Source organism: Caulobacter endophyticus (genome assembly GCF_003116815.1).
Classification (GTDB): Bacteria; Pseudomonadota; Alphaproteobacteria; order Caulobacterales; family Caulobacteraceae; genus Caulobacter; species Caulobacter endophyticus.
On sequence record NZ_QDKQ01000037.1, the window covers coordinates 26,563 to 51,547 of the forward strand.

A 24,985-nucleotide genomic window follows, 5' to 3' on the forward strand; every position below is an offset into this window, starting at 1 on the left:
GCAGAGTCGACACCCTTTAGACTGACGCCCGAACGGAACAGGACCCCGCATGGACGCCGCCGCCAGCCCCGAAAGCTTCTCCTTCATCACGCTGTTCCTGAACGCCGACTGGGTGGTCAAGCTGGTGATGATCGGCCTGATCCTCGCCTCGCTGGGCTCGTGGGCGGTCATTCTCGACAAGCTGTTCCGCTTCTCGGCGCTGAACCGCGCCGCCGACCGTTTCGAGGAGCAGGTCGGTTCGGGCCGTTCGCTCGAGGACGTCGCCGGCGAGGCCGGCTCGAACCCGCGTCACGCCCTGCCGCGCATGCTGCAGGCCGCCTTGAAGGAATGGCGCGAAGCCAAGGCCAAGGGCGTGCAGAGCGAGGGCCAGGTGGCCCTGCTGAGCCAGCGCATCGACCGCGTGCTCGACACCCAGATCGCCCGCGAGAGCGCCAAGGCCGAGGAGGGCCTGGGAAGCCTCGCCATCGTGGCCACCGCCTCGCCGTTCATCGGTCTGTTCGGCACCGTCTGGGGCATCATGCACGCCTTCCAGAGCATCGCCGCGGCCAAGAACACCTCGCTGACCGTCGTGGCCCCGGCTATCGCCGAGGCGCTGTTCGCCACGGCCGTCGGCCTGATCGCCGCCATCCCGGCCTACATCGCCTACAACAAGTTCTCGACCGACGCCTCCAAGTACGCCGGCCGCCTGGAGAACTTCGCCGACGACCTGTCCACCGCCATCCAGCGTCGCCTGAGCGAGCGGGTCTGATCCATGGCGATGTCCGCAAACGACGCCTTCGCCACTTCGGGCGGCGGTCGTGGCCGCCGTCGTCGGCGGCGCGGCAAGGGCGCCCTGTCCGAGATCAACGTCACCCCGCTGGTCGACGTGATGCTGGTGCTGCTGATCATCTTCATGATCAGCGCCCCTCTGCTGACGTCCGGCGTGGAGCTGGAGCTTCCCAAGACCGAGGCCGGCGCGCTCAAGAACGAGCAGGAGCCCATCACCGTGTCGGTCCGCCACGACGGGGCGGTTTTCATCGGCGAGGACCAGGCGCCGTTCACCGATTTCGCCGCGATCGTCTCGGCCAAGGCCGGCGACGCCGCCGACAAGCCGATCTTCGTGCGCGCCGACGGCAAGGCGCCCTACGAGGTGGTCGCCCAGGTCATGGCCGCCCTGTCGAAGGCTGGCTTCACCAAGATCAACCTGCTGACCGACACCGGCGGCCCGTCTTCGGGCGCCGCCCCGCAGGACGCCCAGCCGGTCGGCGGCGGCGAACTGCGCCCGGCTCAGTAGGGAACGTCGAAGGCTGATGCGCGAGGAACGCAACAACCTGTCGCCGGCGCTGGTCGGTTCGGTCGCCCTTCACGCCGCTGTGGTGGCGGCGGTGATGATCGGCTGGCCGTGGAAGACGTCCAAGAAGATCGTCATCGGCGAGAGCGTGCCGGTGACCATCGTCACCGAGGGTCCGACCAACGTGCGTCCGGCGATCGAGGACCCGGTGGAGCAGCCGGCCGAGACGGTCGAGCCCGCGCCCGAGGCCACGCCCGAGCCGCCGGCCCCGACGCCGGCGCCGCAGCCCCAGCCCGCGCCGCCCAAGCCGCAGCCCGCGCCGACGCCGAAGCCTCAACCGACGCCACCTCCGAAGCCGGCGCCGACCCCGACGCCCAAGCCCCAGCAGCCGCAGCCCAAGCCGACCCCGAAGCCTACGCCGGCCAAGCCCGAGCCCGACTTCTTCTCGTCGCTGGAAAAGACGCTGTCGAAGACCGCCAAGCCGGCTGGCAAGCCCGCTTCGTCGGCGCCGAAGGGCGCGACCAACCGTGCCGAGACCGCGACCCAGGCCCGTCCTGGCGCGGGCCAGATGACGGCGATGCAGGCCGCCGCCATCAGCGGCATGAAGGACGAGATCCAGCGGCGCTGGAACCCCAACTGCGAGGTCGTGGGCGGTGGTTCGATGCAGATCAAGCTCAGCTTCAAGCTGGCGAGCAATGGCCGCGTCCAGGGCCAGGTGACCGCTGGCGGGGCCGAGAATTCCGGCGACGCCATCGTCAAGACCGAGGCCGAGCGGGCGATCCGCGCGGTCTTCCAGTCGGCGCCGTTCGAAGGCCTGCCGCCCGACTATTACAACACCCAGCTGAACCTGAACTTCAAGGCGCGCGACGCCTGCGCCGCGCGTTAGGCGTTCCAGGCACGCCGCAAAGAGAAGAATGGAAGGAAGCCCGACGATGATCGCCAAGAGCGCCCGCGCCAAGCGGACCCTCGCCACGCCGCTCCTCGCCATGACCCTCGCCCTGACGGGCGGCGCGTTTGCGGCCGCCCTGCCGGGCGTGGCGGCGGCGCAGATCGAGATCGACATCGACAAAGGCGCGGTCAAGCCGATGCCCGTGGCGATCCCGGCCTTCGCCGGCGCCCAGCGCGGCGCCGACATCGCCCAGGTCATCAGCGGCAATCTCGAACGCTCGGGTCTATTCCAGCCGCTGAACGTGGCCGGGGTGCCCGACAAGCTGACGGACGTGAACGTGCAGCCGCGCTTCACCGACTGGCAGGGCACCGGCGCCCAGGCGCTGATCAACGGCCAGGTGACGGTCGGCGCCGACGGCTCGCTGCGCGTCGACTTCCGCCTGTGGGACACCTTCAGCCAGCAGCAGCTGCTGGGCCTGCAGTTCACCTCGACGGCCGAGAACTGGCGCCGCGTGGCCCACAAGATCAGCGACGCGGTCTATGAGCGCCTGACCGGCGAGAAGGGGTATTTCGACACCCGCGTGGCCTTCGTCGCCGAAAGCGGCCCCAAGCTCAACCGCGTCAAGCGTCTGGGCATCATGGACCAGGACGGCGCCAACCCGCAGTTCATCACCGACGGCTCGTCGATCGTGATGACCCCGCGGTTCTCGGCCACCAGCCAGGAGCTGACCTACATGGCCCTGCGGCCGACGGGGTCGAGCATCTACCTTCTGAACCTGCAGACCAATCGCCAGGAAACGGTCGGCCGCTTCCCCGGCATGGTGTTCGCCCCGCGCTTCTCGCCCGACGGCAAGAAGGTGGCCTTCTCGGTCGAGAAGGGCGGCAACAGCGACATCTACGTGCTGGACCTGCGCACCCGCCAGTCGACCCGCATCACCACCGACCCGGCCATCGACACCTCGCCGTCGTTCTCGCCGGACGGCAGCAAGATCGTGTTCAACTCCGACCGCGGCGGCCAGGCCCAGCTCTACGTGATGAACGCGGACGGCTCGGGCGTGCGCCGCATCTCCTACGGCGGCGGGCGCTACACGACGCCTGTCTGGAGCCCGCGCGGCGACTACATCGCCTTCACCAAGCAGACCGGCGGCCAGTTCCACATCGGCGTGATGCGCACCGACGGCGGCGACGAGCGCCTGCTGACCACCAGCTACCTGGATGAAGGTCCGACCTGGGCGCCGAACGGTCGCGTGCTGATGTTCTTCCGCGAGAGCTCGGCGGGTAATCCGCGCCTCTGGACGGTCGACATCACCGGTCGAATCCTTCGTCCCGCCGCCTATCCGGGCGCGGCGTCGGATCCGGCCTGGTCGCCGCTGCTGGACTGATGGCCGGGCGTGGGAAGCTGCGAACAAGAAGGTTTCGCAACTTTCCACAGCCTCGGCGCGTTGGAGCGTGGCTGTTCATCCGCCATTCACCCGGAAGGTGGCACCCGACAGGTGAAACGAGGTGGAACAGCGTCCAGCTGACGCCATTGTGAGGTCCAGGGAACGTTTTTGCGGGGCGGAGCAAGAGCAGCGCCGGTAAGAGTTTGAACCCAGGCCGTACCTAGACTTGAGGAGATACTGTATGAGCTTCGACACCAAGAGCGCCGTCCGACTGGCGCTGATCGGTCTGGCCGTCGCTTCGGTCGCGGCTTGTACGCGCCCGAAACCCCAGGGTCCGGTCGAAACTCCGCCCGCTCCCACGCAACCGGCTACGCCGCAACAGCCCTACACCCCGCCGCCGCCTCCGGGTCCGGTGGACCAAGGTCCGCTGCCGGGCACCGTGCAGGACTTCGTCGTCAATGTCGGCGACCGCGTCTACTTCGACACCGACTCCTACTCGGTCCGCGCCGACGCCCAGCCGGTCCTGGCCGGTCAGGCTCAGTGGCTCGCCCGCTACTCGGCCGTCCGCGTCCGTATCGAAGGCAACGCCGACGAACGCGGCACCCGCGAATACAACCTGGCCCTGGGCGCCCGTCGCGCCAACGCCGTGCGTGAGTTCCTGATCAGCCAGGGCGTCGCCGCCTCGCGCATCGAGACGATCTCGTTCGGCAAGGAGCGTCCGCTGGATCCGGGCACCACCGAAGACGCGTGGGCCAAGAACCGCAACAGCCGCACCGCCATCACCGAGGGCGCGCGCTAAAGGCCTGAACGCCTGATCTGAACGAAGGCCCTCCTCCTACCGGAGGGGGGCCTTTTTTCTGGCCGCGTTTCTGGCCGCACTTTTGTCCGCAACCGGGGCATAATCGTCGACATGAAGCTGAAAACCGCGCTCCTCGCCTCCGTCCTGCCGGTCGCCTTGGCCATCGCCGCGCCGGCCTTGGCCCAGACGCCGATGCCCGATCCGCTGGACGACCGTTCGGCCAAGCGGATCGAGAAGATGGAGAAGGTCGTGCGCGAACTGCGGGCGATCGTCTTCCAGGGGCGCGACACGGGTAAGCCCGTCGTGGTCCAGACCGCCGAGACCGACGCCCAGATCGCCGCTCTCAACGAGCGGATCAACGACTTGGAGCAGACCATCCAGAAGATGAACGGCCAGAACGAGGTCCTGACCCACGACATCGACCAGGCCCGTCGCGGCGGCGAGGCGCAGAAGGCTCGTGCCGACCAGCTGGAGCAGCGCCTTGCCGCGATCGAACGCAAGATCGGAGCGTTGGAGACCGCCGCCGCCAACGCCGCCGCCGCCCAGATCCCCGCGCCGCCGGCCGCTCCGGCCGATCCGGCCACGGCGTTCAAGCAGGCCCGCCAGCTGCTGCTGGACGGTGACTACGCCGGCGCCGAGAACGCCTTCGGCGGCTTCGTCGCCGCCTATCCGGACGACGCCAAGGCGCCCGAGGCCCGCTACTGGCTGGGCGAGACCCAGTTCGTGCGCGAAGCCTATGGCGACGCCGCCGGCTCCTATCTGGGCGCGGTGCGCGGCTGGCCGCAGACCAACTGGGCGCCCAACGCGGTGTTGAAGCTGTCGCGCTCGCTGGTGGCGTTGAAGAAGCCCGCCGACGCCTGCCGCACGCTGGACGAGCTGGCAAAGCGCTATCCCAAGGCGCCGGCCGACGTGACGACCAAGGCCAAGGCGACCCGCACCCAGGCCAAGTGCGCGGCCTGATCGAGGACTTTCACGCCGTCCTGCAACGGCGACTGCGGCCAGGGGCGACGACGCCCCTGGCCGTCGGCTTTTCGGGCGGCGGCGACAGCCTGGCGCTGCTGCGTCTGACCCTGGACTGGGCCGCCGCGCGCGGCCGGCCGGTGCTGGCCCTGACCGTCGACCACGGGCTCAATCCCGCCAGCCAGGGCTGGACCGCCGACGCCCTGGCCAAGGCCCGGGACCTGGGGGCGGACGCCCGAGCGCTGCGCTGGACCGGCGACAAGCCCGCGACAGGCCTTTCGGCGGCCGCCCGGGCGGCGCGGCACGCCTTGCTGGCGACCGCCGCCCGCGAGGCCGGCGCCAGGGTCCTGCTGCTGGGTCACACTGCCGATGACCGGCTGGAAGCCGCGCGGATGCGGGCCGAAGGCTCGACCACCTCCGATCCGCGCCAATGGGCGCCGTCGCCGGCCTGGCCGGAGGGGCGGAGCGTCTTCCTGCTACGGCCGCTGCTGGCGGTGCGTCGCCAGGCCCTGCGCGACTGGCTGACTGAGCGCGGCGAGACCTGGCTGGAGGATCCGGCCAACGCCGACCTTGGCTCCGCCCGCGCTCGGGCGCGGGCGGCTCTGGCGAGCGAAGATCCCGCCGTTCCGCCGATCCCGCTCGATCCTTCGCCGCCCCTCGCCGTTGAGGGCGAGCACGCCCTGCGCCTGCCGCGCGACGCTTCGGCCGCCCAGGTCGCCGCCGCCTGCCTGTGCGCGGCCGGCACGACCGCCCCGCCGCGGGGCGACCGGCTGGAGCGCCTCGTAACCCGCCTGCGCTCGGGGGACGCCTTCACCGCCACCCTGGCTGGCGCTCGGATCGTCGCCGATGCGGCCGGCGCGCTTTTCGTGCGCGAAGCCGGAGAGGGCGGACGCGGCGGTCTTGCGCCGCTGACCTTGGCCGCCGGCGAGACCGGGGTCTGGGACGGCCGCTATGAAATCACCGCGCAGGCCGCGATCGCCATCCGCGCCCTCGCAGGCCTCGCCAGACGTCTGCCGGCGGACGAAACGGCGGCCCTGAAACGGTTTCCCGCCCCCGTGCGCCCCGTGCTGCCGGGGGCGATCGACGCCGCCGGAGCGATCTCTAGCCCGATCCTTGCAGGGGATCGGGCGATCCGCGCGCGCGTGCTGATCCGGGAAAGGTTCGAGGCCGCGACCGGCTTTATCGATCAAGAACCCGCGACATGACATCGCGCGCGTGGCGAAAAGCCTTCCGCCGTCCTATCTTGGGTCGACGAGCGCTATCTTTGGGAAGACGACGCGTATGAATCTGAGGAATGTCGCCATCTGGCTTGGGGTCGTTTTCGTCCTCATCATGGCCTACAGCGTCCTGCGCCAGGGCGGCCCGACCGGGCGCGCCGGCGAGATCAGCTATTCGCAGCTGCTCAAGAACATCGACGCGGGTCAGGTCAAGTCGGCCGAGATCAACGGCCAGCAGGTCAAGGTCACCGCGCCTGACGGCAAGACGACCAACGTCAATGCGCCGCCCAACAGCGAAGACCTGATCAAGCGCCTGGAAGCGCGCAACGCCGAGATCAAGATCCAGGACGGCGGTCGCTTCAGCCTGGTCAACCTGCTGCTGAACATGCTGCCGATCCTTCTGCTGATCGGCGTGTGGATCTTCTTCATGCGCCAGATGCAGGGCGGCACGAAGGGGGCGATGGGCTTTGGCAAGTCCAAGGCCCGCCTGCTGACCGAAAACAAGAACCGCGTGCTGTTCGACGACGTCGCCGGCGTGGACGAGGCCAAGGAAGAACTGCAGGAGGTCGTCGACTTCCTGAAGGACCCGGCCAAGTTCCAGCGCCTGGGCGGCAAGATCCCCAAGGGCGCCCTGCTGGTCGGCCCTCCCGGTACGGGTAAGACGCTGATCGCCCGCGCCGTTGCGGGCGAGGCCGGCGTGCCGTTCTTCACCATCTCCGGTTCGGACTTCGTCGAGATGTTCGTCGGCGTCGGCGCCAGCCGCGTGCGCGACATGTTCGAACAGGCCAAGAAGAACGCTCCCTGCATCATCTTCATCGACGAAATCGACGCGGTCGGCCGTCACCGCGGCGCCGGTCTCGGCGGCGGCAACGACGAGCGCGAGCAGACCCTCAACCAACTGCTGGTCGAGATGGACGGCTTCGAGGCCAACGAAGGCATCATCCTGATCGCCGCCACCAACCGTCCCGACGTGCTGGACCCCGCGCTGCTGCGTCCGGGCCGCTTCGACCGCCAAGTCGTGGTGCCCAACCCCGACGTCGCCGGCCGCGAGAAGATCCTGCGCGTCCACATGAAGAACGTTCCGCTCGCCGCCGACGTCGACGTCAAGACGCTGGCTCGCGGCACCCCCGGCTTCTCGGGCGCGGACCTGGCCAATCTGGTCAACGAGGCGGCCCTGACCGCAGCGCGCAAGAACCGTCGCATGGTCACCATGCACGACTTCGAGCACGCCAAGGACAAGGTCATGATGGGCGCCGAGCGTCGCTCGATGGCCATGAGCGAGGACGAGAAGAAGCTGACGGCCTATCACGAGGGTGGCCACGCCCTGGTGGCCCTGAACGTCCCGGTCGCCGACCCGGTCCACAAGGCCACCATCGTGCCGCGCGGCCGCGCCCTTGGCATGGTCATGCAGCTGCCGGAAGGCGACCGCTACTCGATGAGCTTCGACCAGATGACCTCGCGTCTCGCCATCATGATGGCCGGCCGGGTGGCCGAGGAACTGATCTTCGGCAAGGAGAAGATCACCTCGGGCGCGTCGAGCGACATCAGCGCGGCCACCAACCTGGCCCGCAACATGGTCACCCGCTGGGGCTTCTCCGACGACTTGGGCACAGTGGCCTATGGCGACAACCAGGAAGAGGTGTTCCTGGGCCATTCGGTCGCCCGCACCCAGAACGTCTCCCCCGAGACCATGATCAAGATCGACAGCGAGATCCGTCGCCTGGTGAAGGGCGGCGAGGACGAGGCCCGCCGGATCCTGACCGAGAAGCTGGAAGACCTGCACTCGGTGGCGAAAGCCCTGCTGGAGTTCGAGACCCTGAGCGGCGAGGAGATCATCGGCGTCACCAAGGGCGTCGTGCCCAAGCGCGACGAGCCCGAGGAGAAGAAGCCGACCGGTCCGGTCGCTTCGGTTCCGGTCTCGACCCCGGGCGTCACGGCCTAAAGGTCGATCACCTCGGCTAATAATGCGAAAGCCGGATCCGCATCGCGGGTCCGGCTTTTGTTTTGCGCGTTAGGTAGCTCCATGAAGACCGCTCTTGTCGCCGCCATGCTGGCCTTGTCGTTTCCGATCGCCGTGAAGGCGGCCGAGCCCGCCGCCGTGGGCATCGCCCTGGAAAACTACGCCTATCCGCACCCCGTGGCTTTCCTGCCGCTGGAGCACGGCGGGCACGCGGTGCGCATGGCCTATATGGACGTCTCCCCGACCGGCGCCGCCAACGGCCGTACGGTGCTGCTGCTGCACGGCCGCAATTTCCCGGCCGGCTATTGGGCGCCGACGATCAAGGCCCTCAGCGCCGCCGGCTATCGCGTCGTCGCTCCCGACCAGATCCAGTTCGGCAAGTCGTCCAAGCTTGACGATGTTCCGGTCAGCTTCGATCGCATGGTCGAAGACACCGCCGCCCTGCTGGATCACCTGAAGATCGACAAGGTCGACGTCGTGGCCCATTCGATGGGCAATCATGTGGGCGTGCGCTGGACCCTGGCCTATCCGGATCGCACTGGACGTCTGGTGATGTACGGCCCCGTCGGGCTGGAGGACTATCGCCTCTACACGCCCGCCGTACCGCTGGCCAGGCTGGTCGCCGACGACGAGGCCAAGGGGCCGGACGCCTATCTGAACGAGCTGATGACCAGCTACGGACTGACCCTGCCGCGCGAGGCCATGGCGCCCTATGTCGAGCTGCGCGAGGGCCTCAAGCGGTCGGGCGAGTGGCCGCGCTACGCCCGCAGCTTCGCCGCCAGCGCCGTCGCCATCCGCGACCAGCCCTACCTGCAGGACCTGCCCAAGGTGTCGGTCCCGGTGCTGATCCTGGCCGGCGACCGCGACGGCACGGCGCCGGGCAAGGGCTACGCCCGACCCGAGGACAAGCCGAAGTTCGGCCACGTGCTGGCCCGCGCCCAGGCCCTGGCGCCGACCATGAAGAACGCCCGGGTCGAGGCCTTCGACGCCGGCCATCTGCTGCATCTGGAGCGCACCGAGCGGTTCAACGCCGCCGTTCTGGCCTTCCTTGGCGAAGGTCGGTAGAGCTTCCCTTCGAAGTTGAACGAAAGGGAAGTCGATGAAGACGTCGATGCCGCTCCTCCTCGCAGCCGCCCTGGCGCTCGCGCCCGCCGCCGCGCTCGCCGCCCCCAAGCCGATCCACGTCGACGGCATGACCGGTCCCGAGGTGGTCAAGTGGTTGCAGGACGCTGGCTACAAGGCCGAGCTGCTGACCGACAAGACCGGCGACCCGCACATCAAGAGCGCCGCCAACGGCGTCAATTTCGACATCTACTTCTACGACTGCACGGCCAAGCCGCGCTGCAAGGCGATCCAGTTCTCGGCCGGCTTCGACCTGAAGACGCCGCTGTCGGCGGGCAAGATCAACGAGTGGAACCGCGACAACCGCTACCTGAAGGCCTATGTCGACGACGATGGCGACCCCTACGTCCAGTACGACGTCAACCTCAACGCCGGCCGGACGATCGAGGTGCTGGACGACGACTTCAGCGTCTGGACCTCGATGATCGACGACTTCACCACGTTCATCGGCTGGTGACGGGGTGGGATCACGGGGGTAAACCCGCCCCCATGATCCAAGCCGTTCCAAGCGTCATGGGCGTGGTCAACGTCACGCCCGACAGCTTCTCGGACGGCGGCCGGTTCTTCGACCCCGCCGCCGCCCTGTCCCACGCCCACCGGCTGATCGACGACGGCGCGTCCATCCTGGACATCGGCGGCGAGAGCACCCGACCCGGCGCCGACCCGGTGTCGGAGACCGACGAGATCGCCCGCGTCGTGCCGCTGATCCGCGCCCTCCGGGCCGAGAGCGAGGTGACAATCTCGATCGACACCATGAAGCCGGGCGTGGCGCGCGCCGCCGTCGAGGCGGGGGCCCATATCTGGAACGACGTGGCGGCCCTGCGCTTCGCGCCCGACGCCCCGGAAGTCGCCGCCGAGCTCGGCTGCGAGGTGATCCTGATGCACATGCGCGGCGAGCCGGGCACCATGCAGGACGAGCCGCGCTACGACGACGTGGTGGCCGAGGTCGAGGCCTTCCTGCTGGCCCGCGCCCTGACCGCCATGGCCGCCGGGGTCGAGCGCGAGAAGATCTGGCTCGACCCCGGCATCGGCTTTGGCAAGACGCTGGAGCACAATCTCGCCCTGCTGGCCGCCCTGCCGCGTTTGAACGCCCTGGGCTACCGCGTCCTGCTGGGCGCCAGCCGAAAGCGCTTCATCGCCGCCATCGACCCTCGCGCCCAGGACGCCCGCGACCGGCTGGGCGGATCTCTGGCCGTCCACCTGCACGGCGCGGCCTGCGGCGTGGAGGCCGTTCGCGTCCACGACGTGCGCGAGATGAGCCAGGCCCTGTCGGTGTGGAAGGCGATCGGGGCGGCTGGGCGCTGACCCTTGGCGCTCACCGCACGTACTTCGCGGCCTCGGACGGGATTGTCCGGTAGGCGCCATCAACGGCCTCTAGGTCTCCTGGCAATGGGATCACCCCATTCTCCAGGGGAAGAGGTTGTGCGTCTGGCCAGCGAGCGTGGATGTCGGCCAGTAGTCCCTCGCGTAGGCGGGTCGAGCGTTCCGCCGGTTCGCCTCGTGCGAAAGTCAGCCAGGCGCGACCAGGATGAGACCAGTCTTGGACGAGGACCTCGAGCGACGCGTCGTCGGCGCCGCGCCAGACGGCGACGGCTATCGTGCCGCGCTCCTCGGGCGCCATGGCTTCGACTTGGGGCTGGAGATCCAGCCATTCATCGGTGCGGTCATCAACGTGGATGCCGTCCTGCCCATCTGCGGCCGCATGACGGTGGAGCATGGCCACTAGGTCGTCGTGGTCCCGGTTAGTCTTCAAAGGAATTTCGATCGCCGCGACGGTGCGAGTGCTGGCGGGCTGTGCGGCCGGGCTGCAGCCGGCCATGAGCCACAGAACGGCCGCCGTGGACATGAGGGGCTTCATGCCGCGGTCGGCCGCGCCAATTCTGGCCTGGGCGGCAGGCTCTCGGGCGTGCGCACGTTCCAGGCCAGCCCCAGCCGTTCCAGCAGGCGGATCAGCGCGAAGCCCCAGTCGGCCTGGCCGGGATAGAGGCCGATACGGGCCGAGCCGGGCCAGGCGTGATGGTTGTTGTGCCAGGCCTCGCCCATGGTCGGGATCGCGGCCCACGGCACGTCATGGGCCTGGACGCCCGAGGTCTCGACCAGCCAGCTCTGCGGCCCGGTGCGGTGGGCCAGGCGTCCGACATACCAGTGGCCGGTCACCGAGACGCAGACCCGGGCGGCGACGCCCCATAGCAGCCAGGACCAGCCGCCCATGGCGAAGAGCGCCATGGCGACGGGCGCCTGCTGCAGCATCCAGGTGCGCTCCAGGAAGCGGTAGAAGCGGTCCTTGGCGACGCGGGGCGGCAGCACCTGGCTGGGCGGCGTGTCGAGCGCCAGCCGGCCGTGCAGGTTCCAGACGTAGTCGGTCCAGAAACCGGCGCGGTTGGACAGGTAGGGGTGGCAGGCGGCCTGCCGCTGGCCCCAGTCGCGCAGGTCATGGGCGGTGATCATCGCGAGTGGACCGCTCATGCCCACCAGCGTGCCCAGCCACATCATCAGATAGTCGAGCCAGCGCGGGCTCTCGAAGCTGCCGTGGATCAGCCGGCGGTGAAAGCCGACCGAGTGTCCGACCAGCAGGGTTGCGCCGGTTAGGGCGATGAAGACGGCCAGGGCGCTCCAACTGAAGAAGAACGGCGCGGCCAAGGTCCCGGCCAGCATCGCGCCCTGCCACAGCGAGGTCGCCGGCGCCCAGACCACGCGCCCCGCCACGGCGTCGCCGTCGGCGTCCGGGCCGATGGAATGGACGGCGTAGGGATCGTCGTGATGGCTGTTCATGCCAGGGCTCCTTGGCGGTCGTAGGCGACGTGAACGACGACCCAGCCGACAGCGCCGCCGACGAGCGCCTGGCCGGCGAGCGCGACGGTCAGTCTGAAGGCGTCGTCCAGGATCGTTGGATGCAAGGCGGAGGCGAGCGTGAGGAGGGCGGGGGTGGACAGGACCGCGCCAGTCGCCGCGCCGATCGAGCGCGAGCGGGCGCCGCAGAGATGCAGGATCGTCCCGACGGGCAGGCCGACCAGCACCAGTCCGCCGCCCCAGAGGGGTACGGCGAAGACGAAGCCGGCCGTGGCGATCACCCGCGCCAGTTCGGGAAGCTTCCCGGTCAGGATCGCGATGAACAGCCAGCCGAACACGAGGGTCGACCCGGTCGCGGCGCCGACGATCACGGCGGCGACGACCTGGCCGCCATTGGTGCGGGGCCGGCCGCTCACGCCCTGGCCCGGTAGGCGAAGGCGATGGTCTGGAGGCCGACCAGGGCGCCGATGGCGACCAGGCCCGCGAGGAAGGCCCAGGGCGACGTCACAATGTCGGCGCGCAGGAGGTGACCGTGGGATGGCAAGGCAGCCGCCAGCGCCAGGCCCGTTAGCACGGCGCCGGCCGCCGCGCCCGCCTTTGGCGAGCGCACTCCGCGCCGATGCAGCCACCACCAGAGGGGGCCGCCGAGCAGGCAGAGGCCGACCAGCCAGGCGGGGACGGAGGCGACGAAGGCGACTAAGGCCACGAAGAAGGCCAGGCTTCCGCTGGTCGACACCGACATGGCGAAGGCCATCGCCGTCGTCAGAAGGGCGCCGGTCACGACGCCGAGCGCCAGGGCCGTGGCGACGTCGCCCTTTGTCGGCTGGGCATTGCGTGGCGACGGGTCCATGGCGATCTCCGCTTATTGAATAAGTTATTCCTTAAATACCTCGCTGCTAATTTGCAAGCGGTTAGCGAAGCGCTTAAATGTCCCGTCCATGCAACGCGTATTCGAAGCCCTGTCGTCGGCGGTCCGGCGCAAGATCCTGGCCTATCTGGCCCATGCCGACCTGACGGCGGGCGAGATCGCCTCTCGCTTCGAGATCTCCAAGCCGGCGGTGTCGCAGCACCTCTCGATCCTGGAGGCGGCGGGTCTGGTCAGCAGCGACAAGCGCGGCCAGTACGTCCACTACAGCCTGGTGCGCGACAGCCTGGTCAACACGCTCACCGAGTTCGTGCAGGAGGTCTGCCCGGTCTCCCGGCCGCTGAAGGCCGAGAGCGCGCGCCTGAAGGCCGATCGCGACGGGGAATGATCGGCAACGACGTCGGCCAGCCGACGTTATAGGCTCTCCGAACCTTCGCTTTTCGGGGAGCTCGCCGATGATCCGCCCACTGTTCGTCGCTGGCCTGGCCGTCCTGGCCCTGGCCGCCTGCGAGAAGAAGACCGAGGCGCCCAAGCCCGCGCCGACGCCTGACAATCTGGCCCAGACCCCGCCGCCCGCGACGCCCGCCGCGCCAGTGGCTAAGCAGATCGTCTATGCCTGCGCCGATGGGAGCGTGCTGAAGGCGACCTATCCCGACGAGAAGACCGCCGTGGTCGAATACGGCGACAAGACCCGCACCCTGACCGTGGCCATGTCGGCCAGCGGCGCGCGCTATGTGGGCGAGGGCTTGCAGTGGTGGACCAAGGGCATGACCGAAGGCCTGGTGGCTCCGCTGAAGGATGGCGAGGACGTCGCCAGCGCCAAGCCGGTGGAGTGCATGGCCCCGTCGGACGCCGGAAAGTAGAGGCGACGGCTAAAGCAACGTGTGCTGTGACGGTTCGGTCGGCCCCGCCGACGTCGTCTCGCCGCGGCGGCGTTGCTCGGTCTCGGCGCTGAAGCGGACGTCGGGGTCGCGGTCCTGGGCCAGGGCTCGCAAGGCCTCCTCGCCCAGCAGACTCCAGGCCTTGCCGCGTTCGGGCCCCTTGGGCGCGCGCGGCAGCAGGCCAGGCTCGGCGCTCCAGGCCAGAAGCTGCTCCAGCGAGGCCTCGTTGAGCATGTCGCGCAGGTGGTGGGCGGTCACATAGGCGTCGGGCAGGGCGCGGTGGGCTGGCAGGCCGAGCGCGTGGACCAGCCCCTGCGGCATGCGCTGGTAGCGCAGCATCTGGTTGGAGAAGCTGGCCAGATGCGGCCAAAGGCGCAGGGCGCACTTCCAGGTGCAGATCCATGCCGCACCGCCCGCCAGGCTCGGCGTGCAGTAGCGCTGTTCAAACGAGGCTCGATGCGCCGCCAAGGCCGCGACCCCGCCTTCCGGCCTCAGCACGCCTGGCGCGGCCTCCTTCCAGAACGGCGCGCCAGCGACCTCGGCGTCGAGGATGTGGTGAACGGCCATGGTTTCCGGCGAGATCGGGCGGCCGGGATTGACCAGCATCGCGCCGCGATCCTCGTTGACGCGCCAGCGGCCGTCCGGCGTCTGGACGACGTCTTGCCAGCCGATCTCGCAGACGTCCTGCGGTCCGTAGCCGGCGGTTTCCAGGTCGATGACGCGGATGCGGGGCGTGCACCGAATATGGGCCCATGCGGCCTGTCGGCCAAACGCCCCGGCGCCCAAACCTGTCAGCTGACTCGCAGGAAAGCCCGGCCGGCGGCGAAGTCGCCGACCTCGACATAGGCCCGCCGGACGGTCTCGCGGCCGTCGCGCCCCTGGAAGACGAACTCCACCGTCATGGCCTCGCGCGGATCGAGGCGGGCGATGACGTCGCCGGCCTCGCGCGGGAAGCGGAAGCTCATGCCGGTCTTGGCGCCGGTCGGCAGCAGGGTGGGAGCGGGGGCGGCGTCGCGGGTCTCGGCCCCGAACACCCGACTGGCGGCTCGTGGAGCGGCGTTGTCGGCCAGGCCGCCGCCGTTACGGGCTTTCAGGTAGGGACCCTGGGTGCGGCCCGGATCGCGCATGGCCAGACGGGCGGTATAGGGCCGAGCGCCGTCGGCGAAGGTCGCCACGGCCAGCAGTTCGTTGTTGCGTCCGGCCAGGCCGAACACCAGGCGGTCGCCGCCGAAGCCGGCGGTCTGCGACAGCCGCCAGAACGGGATGGTCGCCGAGCTGGCGCGGTCGGCCTGCCAACTGGCGCGGTCGCCCGGATAGTTCATCCGCTGCAGCAGGGCGTAGCCTTCGAAGGCCTTGCGCACGCGGCCGGCGGCGGTGGACAGGTCCTTGGAGGCGCATGGTACGGACGCCGCCCTGGCGTGGGCGCGCTGCTGCACGCCGTCGAGCTGATCGGCGCTGGCGCCGGCGCGCAGGGCCGCGCCCCGGGCCTGGGCCCGGCCGGCGTCGAGGGCCCCCGACAGCGAAGGACTGAACAGGCCGCAGCGGGCGCCGGCGGCGCTCATCAGGCTGCGTTCGTAGAAGACGTCGGAGGGGGTGGCCGTAGCCGTCTGGGCCGCGCCGAGCACGGCTGTGGCGACGAGCGTCGCCGCCAGGCGCCGCTTTCGCGGGGCGGAGGTCTTCACGGTGGCCATTTTCTCGTATTCTGCGAGAGAGGATGTTCGAGCGGACCTTAGCCGCTCCTGGTTGCGGTTCGGTTAGCAATGCTTCTTTCGACGGATCTTTGGGTGGGCGCGCTGATCCGCCGCGCCGAGCTGGGCGGGGCCTTCGCCATGGTCGTGCGCAAGGGCGACGCCCGGGCGGGCGCGGTGCTGGTCAAGGTGGTCGACCGCAAGGCCGGCACGGTGCGGCTCTACAGCGAGGCCACGCGCGGCGACGGCGAGCGGGTGTGGATGCAGCCGACCAAGTCGGATTTCGAACCGGACCTGGACGCCTATGCCGAGCGCGCGGCGCGCATCGATCCCGATGTCTGGGTGGTGGAGATCGAGGACCGCGAGGGCCGGCACTTCCTCACCGAGGCGGTCGAGGGCTGAGCGGGCGCCGGGGCGACAGGCCGCATGGCGCGCCTGCAACGATCCACAGCATTAACCCTGCCGCTAAACCAGACCTAAAGTAGAGCGCGGCAGGATGTCGCAGGTCTCCAAAGCAGCCCCCGTCATCCGCCCATGCTCTTCCTGATGAACGACGTCGTGCTCAGCCTGGACGCCGCCGAACTGTCGCCGCCGATGACGCGCGACCGTTTCGCGGCCCTGTCGCTGAACTTCGTCGCCGAACTGGGCAAGGAGCTCTACGCCGAGGAACCCTTGCTGCATCACAAGCAGGTGGAGAAGGCCAAGCGCCTGGCGGCCCTGATCATCGCAAAGGCGCCGGAGATCAATGCGGTGCTGTTCATCGCGCCGGCGCGCGGTTGCCTGATCGAGCAGGTGCAGGTGCGCTACGCCCAGATCGGCCTCGAGGTCATGGGCGCGCTGCATCAGCGTCAGAAGGCCGGCCAACTGACCAATCTGGAAGCCGATCGCCAGGTCTGGCGTCGGCTGGCGGCCTGACGGCGCCGGCTGCCCGCTACAACAGCAGGCCGGCCACGATGTTCAGGACGAGGGCGATCACCACCAGGCCGGCCAGCACCGTGCCCAGGCAGAGCGCGCTCTGCCCCAGGGGACGCCGACGGATATGATCGCGAGGGTCTTCGGCCAGGGCCATGTCGTTTCCTCCGTCGCCCCGACGGCTCTCGGGGGCCGAACGTCGGCGACAAGGTGAGCATGACTCCAATCCCATAGGGCGCCTAGGGTCTTTTGCGCCGGGGACGGATCTCTTGCATCGCAGCAGGATATTGGCGAACCTCCATTTGGGGTTGAGCTGGGGGTTTTCGTGTCGCCGCATAAGCTTTTGTTCGTCGGCGCCGCCGCGCTGATCGCCTGCGCCTTGCCGTCCGCCGGCCTCGCCCGGCAGGCGGCTCCGGCGGCCGCCGCGCCTCCGGCCGCCTCTCCCCCGGCCGATGCGCCGGGACGCTGGCTGCGGGCCGAAAGCGACCATTTCGTCGTCTATTCCGACCGGCTCGAGGTCGAGCTTCGCCAGTACGTGACCACGCTGGAGGATTTCGACGGCATCCTGCGGCTGATGCTGCCGGGCGCCGGAACCGAGACCCCGCGCAAGCTGCCGGTCTACATGGTCAAGAACACCATCCAGATGCGCCGCGCCTATCCCACCGCGGGCGAGCAGCTGGGCGGCTTCTACGCCCACTACGGCGACGACATCTTCGCGGTGGCCATGCGCTCGGACGCCAATCGCGACGGGGGCGTCTACGACGGCGTGCTGCAGCACGAGTACGTGCACCACTTCATGCTGCAGTACTTTCCCAACGCCTATCCCAGCTGGCTGGTGGAAGGGGCGGCCGAGTACTACGCCCTGACCGACATCACGCCCAGGAAGGTGGTGGTCGGCATGCCGAACCAGGGGCGCAGCTATTCGCTGCTCAACAGCCGCTGGATCTCGATGTCCGACCTGCTGGGCAAGCGGCCGTCGGCGCTGGACCGCGAGCAGGTCGGCGCGTTCTACGCCCAGTCCTGGCTGCTGACCCACTATGTCTGGAGCGATCCGGGCCGCACGGCCAAGCTGACGGAGTACATGAAGCTGCTCCATGCCGGCGAGGACCCGATGACCGGCTGGACCAAGGTCTATGGCGACGACGCCGCGGGCCTGGAGAAGATCCTGCGCGACTACCTGCGTTCGCGGCTGCCGGGCAAGGGCATCACCCGCCAGCCGCCGCCGCCGCCCGCGATGACCGTCAGCCGCATGCCCGCCGGCGCCGACGACCTGATCCTCGAGATCCAGCAACTGAAGAACGGCGTCGATGGCAAGGACGCCGAGGCGCTGCTGTCGGTCATCCGCGCGGCCGCGGCCAAGCGTCCGGACGAGCGTTACAGCCGGGTGGCCCTGGCCAGGGCCGAGTGCGAGATCGGCGACCGCGCCGCGGGTGAAAAGCTGCTCAGGGCGCTGCTGGTCGAACGGCCCGACGACGCCGAGGTCCTGCAGATCCTGGGTTTCAGCCTGCTCGCCGGGGCCGACAAGGACGACAAGCTGAGCCATGACGCGCTGAAAGCCGCCTACAAGGAGGCCGGGCGTGTGTTCATCAAGGCCAACAAGGCCGATCCCGAGAACTTCATCACGCTGTATGGCTACGCCAGGTCGCGTTCGCTGGAAGAGCCGTCCGAGAACACCCTTGAGGTGGCCTATCGCGCCGCCGAACTGGCGCCGCAAAACCCCAATGTCCGGTTCTACGTGGCGCAGATGTTCATCCAGGCGGGCGACTACGGCGTCGCCCGGTCTATGCTGGGGCCGATCGCCGGGGATCCGCACGGCGGCGGCGGGGCCAAGGCGGCCGCTTCGCTGCTGAAGGAGCTGGAGGGCAAGACCGACAGGCCGCGGCCGAAGGCGGCGGCGGCGAACTGACGGGACGCGGGAGCGCGTCGCCGCGTGGCGCAAAAGGCGTTCGCGCGCATTCCACGCCTTGCCCGTCGCGACGGCTTCAGCCAATCTCAACGTTGGATTGCGTTGGGGGCAACATTGTCTGTTCGTATGGTGGGCGTTGGCGTCGCGGTCGCCGCGGCGCTGCTTGGAGCGGTTGGTTCGGCGTGGGCGCAGGGCGCGACGCCGCCCCCGCCCGTCGTCCAGGCCGATCCGGCCGGGCGCTGGATCCGTGGCGAGAGCGAGCATTTCATCGTCTATTCGGATCGCAGCGAAAACCTCATTCGCCGCTACGTGACGATGCTGGAGGACTTCGACGGCGTTCTGCGGCGGATCCACGGGAAGACGGACGTGGAAACCCCGCGCAAGCTGCCGCTGTATCTGCTGTCCGGTTCCCGCCAGTTGCGGCGGGTCATGCCCGGCGCCGACGAGCGGCTGCAGGGCGTCTATCTGACGGGTATGGAAGACATCTTCGTCCTGGCCATCCGCGACGACAGCAACCAGTACGATCGCAACAACGGCGACGACACGGTGCTGCATGAGTACACGCACCATTTCATGATGCAGTACTTTCCCGACGCCTATCCGGGCTGGCTGGTCGAGGGGTTGGCCGAGTACTACAAGACCATCGACCTGCAGATGAAGAAGGTGCAGATCGGCGATTTCAGCCGCGGGCGAGCCCATTCGCTGCTGAACGACAAGTGGCTGCCGGTCTCGGACCTGTTGTCCAAGCGCCCGTCGCAGTTCGAGCGCGACGACGTCCTGACCTTCTACGCCCAGTCCTGGTTGCTGACCCACTACGTCTGGAGCGACAGGGAGCGCCGCAGGAAGCTGCAGACCTATCTCGACATGGTGCGCGACCACGGCGATCCCATGGCCAGCTGGACCAAGGTCTATGGCCAGGACGGGCCGGCCCTGGAAAAGGCGCTGCGCACCTACATGAACAAGCCGCTGCTGGCGATGAACCTGACGCGCGAGCCGCCGACGCCGCAGATCGCCTTCACGCGCCTGCCGGCTGGGGCCGACGACCTGATCCTGGAGATCCAGCGCCTGAAGGGGGGCGTGCCCAAGGCCGACGCGCCGGCCCTGCTGGCCAAGTTCCAGGAGGGGGCCGCCAAGCGTCCGGGCGAATTCTACAGCCGGCTGGCCCTGGCCCGCGCCGAGATCGACCTGGGCGACCGGGCCAAGGGCGAAGCGATCCTCAAGACGCTGCTGGAAGAGCGTCCCGCCGACCTGGAGGCCTTGCAGATCATGGCCTACAGCCGGCTGGAGACCGCGCGGCGGATGGCCCGCAACCCGGCCGACCGCGAGCAGGCCAAGGCGATCTACGCCGACGCGGCCGTCTATCTGGGCCGCGCCCACAAGGTCGACGGCGACAACTTCCTCACGCTCTACGGCTATGCCGAGACCAAGTCGATGGATCGCGAGCCCTCGCAGAACACGCTGAACGTCGTCTACCGGGCCGCGTCGATCGCGCCGCAGAACCCGGTCATCCGCACCAACGCCGCCCGCCTGTTCATCCGCGCCAAGCAGTACGAGATCGCCCGCGAGATGCTCGAGCCGGTGGCCGGAAATCCGCATGGCGGGCCCCAAGCCAGGCGGGCCGCCCAACTGCTGTCCACACTGGAGGGCAAGGTGGACGGCGAGGCGCTGGCCCCCGCCAAGGCGGCCGCGGCCTCGGGGGAAGGTGACAAGGACGCGTCGGGGGGGTAACTGCGCGGGATGAGCACCTCTCCCGCCGCTGAAGCCGCCCGTCGGCGCACCTTCGCCATCATCAGCCACCCCGACGCCGGCAAGACGACGCTGACGGAAAACCTGCTGCTGGCCGGCGGGGCGATCCGCGCGGCCGGGGCCGTGCGTGCGCGCGGCCAAGCCCGCCGCACCCAGTCGGACTGGATGAAGATCGAGCGCGAACGCGGGATCTCGGTGTCGGCGTCGGTGATGACGTTCGACCACGACGGCCTGATGTTCAACCTGCTCGACACACCGGGCCACGAAGACTTCTCGGAAGACACCTACCGCACCCTGACCGCCGCCGACGCGGCCGTCATGGTGCTGGACGCCGCCAAGGGCATCGAGCCGCAGACCCTGAAGCTGTTCGAGGTGTGCCGCCTGCGCGACATCCCGATCATCACCTTCATCAACAAGATGGACCGCGAGGCCCAGGACCCGTTCGAACTGCTCGACGAGGTTTCCTCGAAGCTGGCCCTGGACCCCGCGCCGCTCTACTGGCCGGCCGGTTCGGGCGGGCGCTTCAAGGGCATGCTGGACCTGCGCAGCCAGCAGTTCATCCCCTACGCCAAGAAGAGCTCGACGGACGAGGAGGGGCACCCCGACCACGTCGCCTTCAACGGCAACGCCATCGTCCAGTACCTCGACCCGGACGAGCGCTCGGAGCTGGAAGACAACGCCATGCTGGTCACCGAGGCTGGCAAGCCGTTCGACGTGCAGTCGTTCCTGGAAGGCCACATGACGCCGGTGTTCTTCGGCTCGGCCCTGCGCCACTTCGGCGTCGACCAACTGCTGGCCGGCATCGGCGCCTATGCGCCCGCGCCCAAGCCGGCCAAGGCCAGCAAGGCCGGGGCCGAGACCCATGTCGCTCCGGGCGATAGCGAGGTCTCGGGCTTCGTCTTCAAGGTCCAGGCCAACATGGACCCCAATCACCGCGACCGCATCGCCTTCCTGCGCCTGACCAGCGGCCGCTTCACCCGCGGCATGAAGCTGAAGGCCCAGAACACCGGCAAGGCCATGAGCGTCAACGCGCCGATCATGTTCTTCGCCAGCGATCGCGAGCTGGCCGAGGACGCCTTCGCCGGCGACGTGATCGGCATCCCCAACCACGGCGTGCTGCGGGTGGGCGACAGCCTGTCGGAGAGCGGGAGCCTGCGCTTCGCGGGCCTGCCCAACTTCGCCCCGGAAATCCTGCGCCGCGTGCGCGTGAAGGATCCGCTGAAGGCCAAGCACCTGAAGAAGGCGCTGGAAGGCCTGGCCGAGGAAGGCGTCACCCAGCTCTTCCGCCCGATGATCGGCAGCGACTTCATCGTCGGCGCCGTGGGCCAGCTGCAGTTCGAAGTCATGGCCGACCGTCTGGCCAACGAGTACCAGCTGGACGTGATCTTCGAGGCCAGCCCCTATGCCGAGGCCCGCTGGCTGGTCGGCGAGCGCGCCGACGTCGAGGACTTCGAGAACAAGCACAAGTCGGCCATGGGCCGCGATATCGACGAGCAGCCGGTGTTCCTGGGCAAGTCGTCCTGGGAGATCGGCTACGTCGCCGAGCGCTACCCGAAGGTGCGCTTCGAGCGGACGAAGGAACGGGGGTAGGGGTCAGCGCGGGTCGGGGCCGAAGGTTTCCAACTTGCGATACACCGCCCTGACCTCGGGGTGGTCGCGCTCTTTCTCGATCGCCCAGGCCAGGCCGATGGCGTTCCAGGCGGCGATCAGGTCGGCTTGCTCTCCGCCTCGGCGCGTGAACTTCTCGATCAGGGCTCCGGCCTGAACGGTCGCCAGCCGGGCGCGTTCGGCGGGTGAGGCGCCAGCGCGAGGATCGTCGAGCGCCTCCTGCGCGGCGGCGGCCTTGGCGGCGTGAAACCCGTCACGCAGGAACGTGGCGAGCTGGAAGGCGATGTCCGCCCAAGGCAGGCCCCTGGCCTGGGCTTCGGCGCGCCAAACCTGCACGATCTCGAGACCATGAAGGTGAAGCTTATTGTGCTGCAAGGCGCGAAACGCCCTGTACCGCTGATCCTTGTCCAGCAGACGGTTCTCGCGCCTGGACAACTCGGCTGCGTGGATGGCGGGAAGGTCCGACGCCGCGATAGAGCTGGGAAACATCGGACCCAGCACCTTGCGCAAGTCTTCGTCGCGTCGATCCAGGGGCGACACGCAGGCTTTGATCGCTGGGACCACTGGATGATCGGGCGAGGCGATTAGCTGGCACTTGCCTAGCCGGGCGAAGGGCATGCGCTGGCCGCGTTCGCCGATTACGACTTGCCGCTCCCGATCGACCCCGGCGACCGTCACCAGTTCGCCGCTGACGTCGTCGTCGAGATCGCAACCGACGATCAGCGAAAGCTCCGCTTTGTCGCTCTTCAACCAGCGAAGCACCAGGCTTCCATCGAACAGGATCTCACTCAAGGTCGGCCAAGCTCCGGTTCAGCGTCGAAAGCCAGGCAGTTGGCCAGGCGTCCGTCGCCGTCCTCGCCGATAGCGATCTTGAGGGTGCAGTAGGCGCGTCCCAGGGGCAGGCGCAGCAGCATCCGTTCCAGCTCTCGTTCCTGGGTCAGGGCGGTCACGCTGTCGAACAGGCGGATGTAGCGCAAGGTCTGGTGACGCAGTTGCTCGCCGTCGCTTCCCGCCAGCGCCGCCTGGATCCGCTTGGGGCTGCTGATCAGATAGGCGAAGACGGCATGATCTCCCAGCTCGTAGGCGGCCTGATACTCGGTCAGCTTCCCGGGCGCGCCGCCCTTGCGCTCATCGACGACCAGCCGCGCGGTCATGGCGATACGACGCGCCAGACCGCCCAGATCGGGACGCGACAGCTGGAAACTGGTCAGCAGTTCCTGGCTGCGGGCCTGGCGCGCCTGGATGCTGGCGGCGTAGGCGATGAAGCCCAAGGCGACGGCGCTGGCCACGGAGCCGAGAAATTCGGCGAGATGCTCGGCCATCCAATCGCTTTCGGGCGACGCCGACTTCCAAACGATGAAGCCGATGGAAAGCACGACCAGGGCCGCGACGCCTACAGTCCAGATCCTTGGAAGCCCACGCATACGCTAACGCCTGGCACTGCTCATTACCGGGAGTATTGCAGTCTACACACCCTTAGATTTTGTTCCAGTCGTCCCGGCGAATGGGTCTGGTGCGAGCTTTAGCGGCCGGTCGTGGTCGTGCTCGCCCAGCCAGCGCGCCTGGTCGGTCAGGCCGGTTCCCACCCAGGCCAGCACCTGTTCGATGGGGATGGGTCCGGCCCATGCAGCCAGGCGGCCAGCTTCACCACCAGGCAGACGGGGTCCAGGCGCGCTCGGGCCGCACCAGGGCCACTGTGCTGGCCGCGTGATGCTCGGCCCCGCTGGCGGGGCTGCGCATTATCTAAGGTCAAGCGGGCCGCAGCCCGTAGTCCCGCGCCATCTGGCGGTAGAGCTCCATGAAGGCGTTGGCGTCGTAGCGGCCGCCGTTGTTGATCTTCTCCGGATGCGGCGCCGGCGCGCCGGCGATCACCGCGCCCGGGGCTTCGGCGGCGTTGACGCCCTGCGACAGCAGGTTGGGGCGCGGGCCCTCGCCGGCGTTCTTGCCGTCCTGGTCGAAGATCGCCTCCTGGTGCCGGGTCGGCTCCCAGATGAACGTGCCCCAGCCGCGCTGGCCGGGCGCGTCGAACACCAGGTCGTTCACGTAGCGCTTGCGGCTGGAATATTCGGCCACATAGAAGCCGTGGTCGCGATAGCGCTCGCCGAAGCGGGCGAAGGTGTTGGCCCAGTCGCCCTCGGCCGCCTGCTGGTAGCAGGAGAAGCCGGTGGCGTCGAAGCGCACGCCGCGCGCCAGCAGGCTGTCCATCCAGTGGCTGACGATGGTCCAGTGGCGGCCCAGGTGGTTGTGCAGGCTGGTCTTCACGCCGGGGACCGCCTCCCGCGAGGCGTCCAGGCCCGCGCTGAGCAGCCTGGCCAGCTTGTCGAAGCCGCCGGCGTCGGGAACGTTCAGGTGCACCGCGTCCGTGGCCGGGTTGCCGGTGGGGACGGGCAGGGGCACGCGGCCGTCGGGCCACAGCATGCCGAAAGTGATCTCGTTGCCGATCACCACCATGTCGGGCTTGGCGCCGGCCTTCACCAGCGCGCCCAGCACCTGGCCGGTGTGGTCGCCGACCGCCTTGACCAGGGCGTCGAACGGCATGTCCTTCCAGGCGGCGGGCTTGCCCTGCTTCTGGGGGTCGGCCCAGGTGTCGCTGTAGTGGAAGCTGATCGTCAGGTGCATGCCGGCGGCCTTGATCCGCTTGGCCATGGCGACGGTCTGGGCCAGGCCTGCCCATGGGTCGGTCTTGCGGCGCTCGGAATAGCCGTTCTCGGGATTGACGAAGACGCGGATCTTGATGGCGTTGAAGCCGGCGTCACCCAGGATGGCCAGGATGTCCTGCCGGCGGCCATTGGCGAAGAACTGCGCGCCGTCGGCCTCGTCCTGTGGGATCCAGGTGATGTCGGCGCCCAGCAGGAATGAGCCCGGACGGGAGCCCGGCATCGCCGCCAGCGCCATCGGCGCGGCCGAAAGCAGGGGCAGGGCGGTCAGGCCCGCAGCGAAGGCGCGGCGGTCGAGGGTCATCGGCGGCTTCCTCCAGGGACCGCTCAGGCA

General features: G+C 68.9%; 28 protein-coding genes. 19 read left to right on the forward strand and 9 right to left on the reverse strand.

Translation table 11 applies throughout. From position 1 onward, the window contains the following. The first annotated feature begins 49 nt into the window (after positions 1-49). From tolQ to DDF67_RS25520, 12 genes are all read left to right on the forward strand, one after another. Positions 50-748, forward strand: coding sequence for a protein TolQ (gene tolQ / locus DDF67_RS10620; protein WP_109100871.1), 699 nt, complete (start codon positions 50-52; stop codon positions 746-748). A gap of 3 nt (positions 749-751) precedes the next feature. Then, on the forward strand, positions 752-1,273 hold the full coding sequence (locus DDF67_RS10625; protein WP_109100872.1) for an ExbD/TolR family protein: 522 nt from the start codon (positions 752-754) through the stop codon (positions 1,271-1,273). A gap of 16 nt (positions 1,274-1,289) precedes the next feature. Beyond that, positions 1,290-2,156: a cell envelope biogenesis protein TolA gene (locus DDF67_RS10630; protein WP_109100873.1), complete on the forward strand. Its 867-nt coding sequence runs from the start codon at positions 1,290-1,292 to the stop codon at positions 2,154-2,156. Positions 2,157-2,202: 46 nt separating this feature from the next. Next, positions 2,203-3,540: a Tol-Pal system beta propeller repeat protein TolB gene (gene tolB / locus DDF67_RS10635; RefSeq protein ID WP_408608605.1), complete on the forward strand. Its 1,338-nt coding sequence runs from the start codon at positions 2,203-2,205 to the stop codon at positions 3,538-3,540. 226 nt (positions 3,541-3,766) lie between these two features. Continuing rightward, complete coding sequence (pal, locus tag DDF67_RS10640; RefSeq protein ID WP_109100874.1) at positions 3,767-4,339, forward strand: peptidoglycan-associated lipoprotein Pal; 573 nt, start codon at positions 3,767-3,769, stop codon at positions 4,337-4,339. Positions 4,340-4,450: 111 nt separating this feature from the next. Beyond that, entirely contained in the window at positions 4,451-5,299 is an 849-nt protein-coding gene (gene ybgF, locus DDF67_RS10645; protein WP_109100875.1) for a tol-pal system protein YbgF, read from the forward strand. Beyond that, positions 5,296-6,504 (forward strand): tRNA lysidine(34) synthetase TilS, encoded by a 1,209-nt coding sequence (tilS, locus tag DDF67_RS10650; RefSeq protein WP_109101007.1) that lies wholly within the window; start codon positions 5,296-5,298, stop codon positions 6,502-6,504. Before ybgF ends, tilS begins: the two co-directional genes overlap by 4 nt. 76 nt (positions 6,505-6,580) lie before the next feature. After that, a complete protein-coding gene (gene ftsH, locus DDF67_RS10655; RefSeq protein ID WP_109100876.1) occupies positions 6,581-8,458 on the forward strand; it encodes an ATP-dependent zinc metalloprotease FtsH in 1,878 nt (625 codons plus the stop codon). An 81-nt stretch (positions 8,459-8,539) separates the two neighbouring features. Then, positions 8,540-9,541, forward strand: a complete 1,002-nt coding sequence (locus DDF67_RS10660; RefSeq protein WP_109100877.1) for an alpha/beta fold hydrolase — start codon at positions 8,540-8,542, stop codon at positions 9,539-9,541. Positions 9,542-9,587: 46 nt separating this feature from the next. After that, positions 9,588-10,055 carry a YbjN domain-containing protein gene (locus DDF67_RS10665; RefSeq protein WP_233247613.1) on the forward strand — a complete coding sequence of 156 codons (468 nt, stop codon included), beginning with the start codon at positions 9,588-9,590 and terminating at the stop codon, positions 10,053-10,055. A 32-nt stretch (positions 10,056-10,087) separates the two neighbouring features. Then, a complete protein-coding gene (folP, locus tag DDF67_RS10670) occupies positions 10,088-10,903 on the forward strand; it encodes a dihydropteroate synthase (protein ID WP_109100879.1) in 816 nt (271 codons plus the stop codon). A gap of 235 nt (positions 10,904-11,138) precedes the next feature. Further along, complete coding sequence (locus DDF67_RS25520) at positions 11,139-11,324, forward strand: hypothetical protein (RefSeq protein WP_158278029.1); 186 nt, start codon at positions 11,139-11,141, stop codon at positions 11,322-11,324. Between the two features lie 128 nt (positions 11,325-11,452). Here DDF67_RS25520 and DDF67_RS10680 read toward each other — a convergent pair whose 3' ends face one another. The 3 genes from DDF67_RS10680 to DDF67_RS10690 are packed head-to-tail and all read right to left on the reverse strand — an operon-like array spanning position 11,453 to position 13,238. Next, positions 11,453-12,370: an acyl-CoA desaturase gene (locus DDF67_RS10680; RefSeq protein WP_109100881.1), complete on the reverse strand. Its 918-nt coding sequence runs from the start codon at positions 12,368-12,370 to the stop codon at positions 11,453-11,455. Further along, positions 12,367-12,804 carry a hypothetical protein gene (locus DDF67_RS10685; protein WP_109100882.1) on the reverse strand — a complete coding sequence of 146 codons (438 nt, stop codon included), beginning with the start codon at positions 12,802-12,804 and terminating at the stop codon, positions 12,367-12,369. The genes DDF67_RS10680 and DDF67_RS10685 overlap by 4 nt, the downstream gene beginning before the upstream one ends. Continuing rightward, positions 12,801-13,238, reverse strand: a complete 438-nt coding sequence (locus DDF67_RS10690) for a hypothetical protein (protein WP_109100883.1) — start codon at positions 13,236-13,238, stop codon at positions 12,801-12,803. Before DDF67_RS10690 ends, DDF67_RS10685 begins: the two co-directional genes overlap by 4 nt. An 88-nt stretch (positions 13,239-13,326) precedes the next feature. On the opposite strand from DDF67_RS10690, the gene DDF67_RS10695 reads away from it, so the two are divergent. Then, positions 13,327-13,641: a metalloregulator ArsR/SmtB family transcription factor gene (locus tag DDF67_RS10695; RefSeq protein ID WP_109100884.1), complete on the forward strand. Its 315-nt coding sequence runs from the start codon at positions 13,327-13,329 to the stop codon at positions 13,639-13,641. Positions 13,642-13,708: 67 nt separating this feature from the next. After that, entirely contained in the window at positions 13,709-14,116 is a 408-nt protein-coding gene (locus DDF67_RS10700) for an MliC family protein (RefSeq protein ID WP_109100885.1), read from the forward strand. A gap of 9 nt (positions 14,117-14,125) precedes the next feature. Here the strand turns inward: DDF67_RS10700 and DDF67_RS10705 are convergent, their stop codons facing one another. Further along, the gene (locus tag DDF67_RS10705; RefSeq protein ID WP_233247614.1) at positions 14,126-14,920 is read right to left on the reverse strand and encodes a DNA polymerase III subunit epsilon; all 795 of its coding nucleotides are present in this window, start codon (positions 14,918-14,920) and stop codon (positions 14,126-14,128) included. Between the two features lie 5 nt (positions 14,921-14,925). After that, positions 14,926-15,825, reverse strand: coding sequence for a hypothetical protein (locus DDF67_RS10710; RefSeq protein WP_233247615.1), 900 nt, complete (start codon positions 15,823-15,825; stop codon positions 14,926-14,928). 69 nt (positions 15,826-15,894) lie between these two features. Between DDF67_RS10710 and DDF67_RS10715 the strand changes: the two genes are divergently transcribed. Continuing rightward, on the forward strand, positions 15,895-16,224 hold the full coding sequence (locus DDF67_RS10715) for a DUF1491 family protein (protein WP_109100886.1): 330 nt from the start codon (positions 15,895-15,897) through the stop codon (positions 16,222-16,224). A gap of 132 nt (positions 16,225-16,356) precedes the next feature. Further along, positions 16,357-16,737, forward strand: a complete 381-nt coding sequence (locus tag DDF67_RS10720) for a hypothetical protein (RefSeq protein ID WP_109100887.1) — start codon at positions 16,357-16,359, stop codon at positions 16,735-16,737. 16 nt (positions 16,738-16,753) lie between these two features. On the opposite strand, the gene DDF67_RS25525 is transcribed toward DDF67_RS10720, so the two are convergent. Then, positions 16,754-16,891, reverse strand: coding sequence for a hypothetical protein (locus tag DDF67_RS25525; protein WP_158278030.1), 138 nt, complete (start codon positions 16,889-16,891; stop codon positions 16,754-16,756). 168 nt (positions 16,892-17,059) lie between these two features. Here DDF67_RS25525 and DDF67_RS10725 point away from each other — a divergent pair, with 168 nt between their 5' ends. From DDF67_RS10725 to DDF67_RS10735, 3 genes are all read left to right on the forward strand, one after another. Then, entirely contained in the window at positions 17,060-18,640 is a 1,581-nt protein-coding gene (locus DDF67_RS10725; RefSeq protein WP_146198012.1) for a tetratricopeptide repeat protein, read from the forward strand. A gap of 114 nt (positions 18,641-18,754) precedes the next feature. After that, entirely contained in the window at positions 18,755-20,368 is a 1,614-nt protein-coding gene (locus tag DDF67_RS10730; RefSeq protein ID WP_146198013.1) for a hypothetical protein, read from the forward strand. Between the two features lie 9 nt (positions 20,369-20,377). Next, the gene (locus tag DDF67_RS10735; protein ID WP_109100890.1) at positions 20,378-21,976 is read left to right on the forward strand and encodes a peptide chain release factor 3; all 1,599 of its coding nucleotides are present in this window, start codon (positions 20,378-20,380) and stop codon (positions 21,974-21,976) included. A 3-nt stretch (positions 21,977-21,979) separates the two neighbouring features. Here the strand turns inward: DDF67_RS10735 and DDF67_RS10740 are convergent, their stop codons facing one another. The 3 genes from DDF67_RS10740 to DDF67_RS10750 form a co-directional block, all read right to left on the reverse strand. Next, a complete protein-coding gene (locus tag DDF67_RS10740; protein ID WP_109100891.1) occupies positions 21,980-22,786 on the reverse strand; it encodes a hypothetical protein in 807 nt (268 codons plus the stop codon). Further along, a complete protein-coding gene (locus tag DDF67_RS10745; protein ID WP_146198014.1) occupies positions 22,783-23,316 on the reverse strand; it encodes a hypothetical protein in 534 nt (177 codons plus the stop codon). Before DDF67_RS10745 ends, DDF67_RS10740 begins: the two co-directional genes overlap by 4 nt. 427 nt (positions 23,317-23,743) lie before the next feature. Continuing rightward, positions 23,744-24,955 (reverse strand): glycosyl hydrolase 53 family protein, encoded by a 1,212-nt coding sequence (locus DDF67_RS10750; RefSeq protein WP_109100893.1) that lies wholly within the window; start codon positions 24,953-24,955, stop codon positions 23,744-23,746. Between the last annotated feature and the right edge of the window lie 30 nt (positions 24,956-24,985).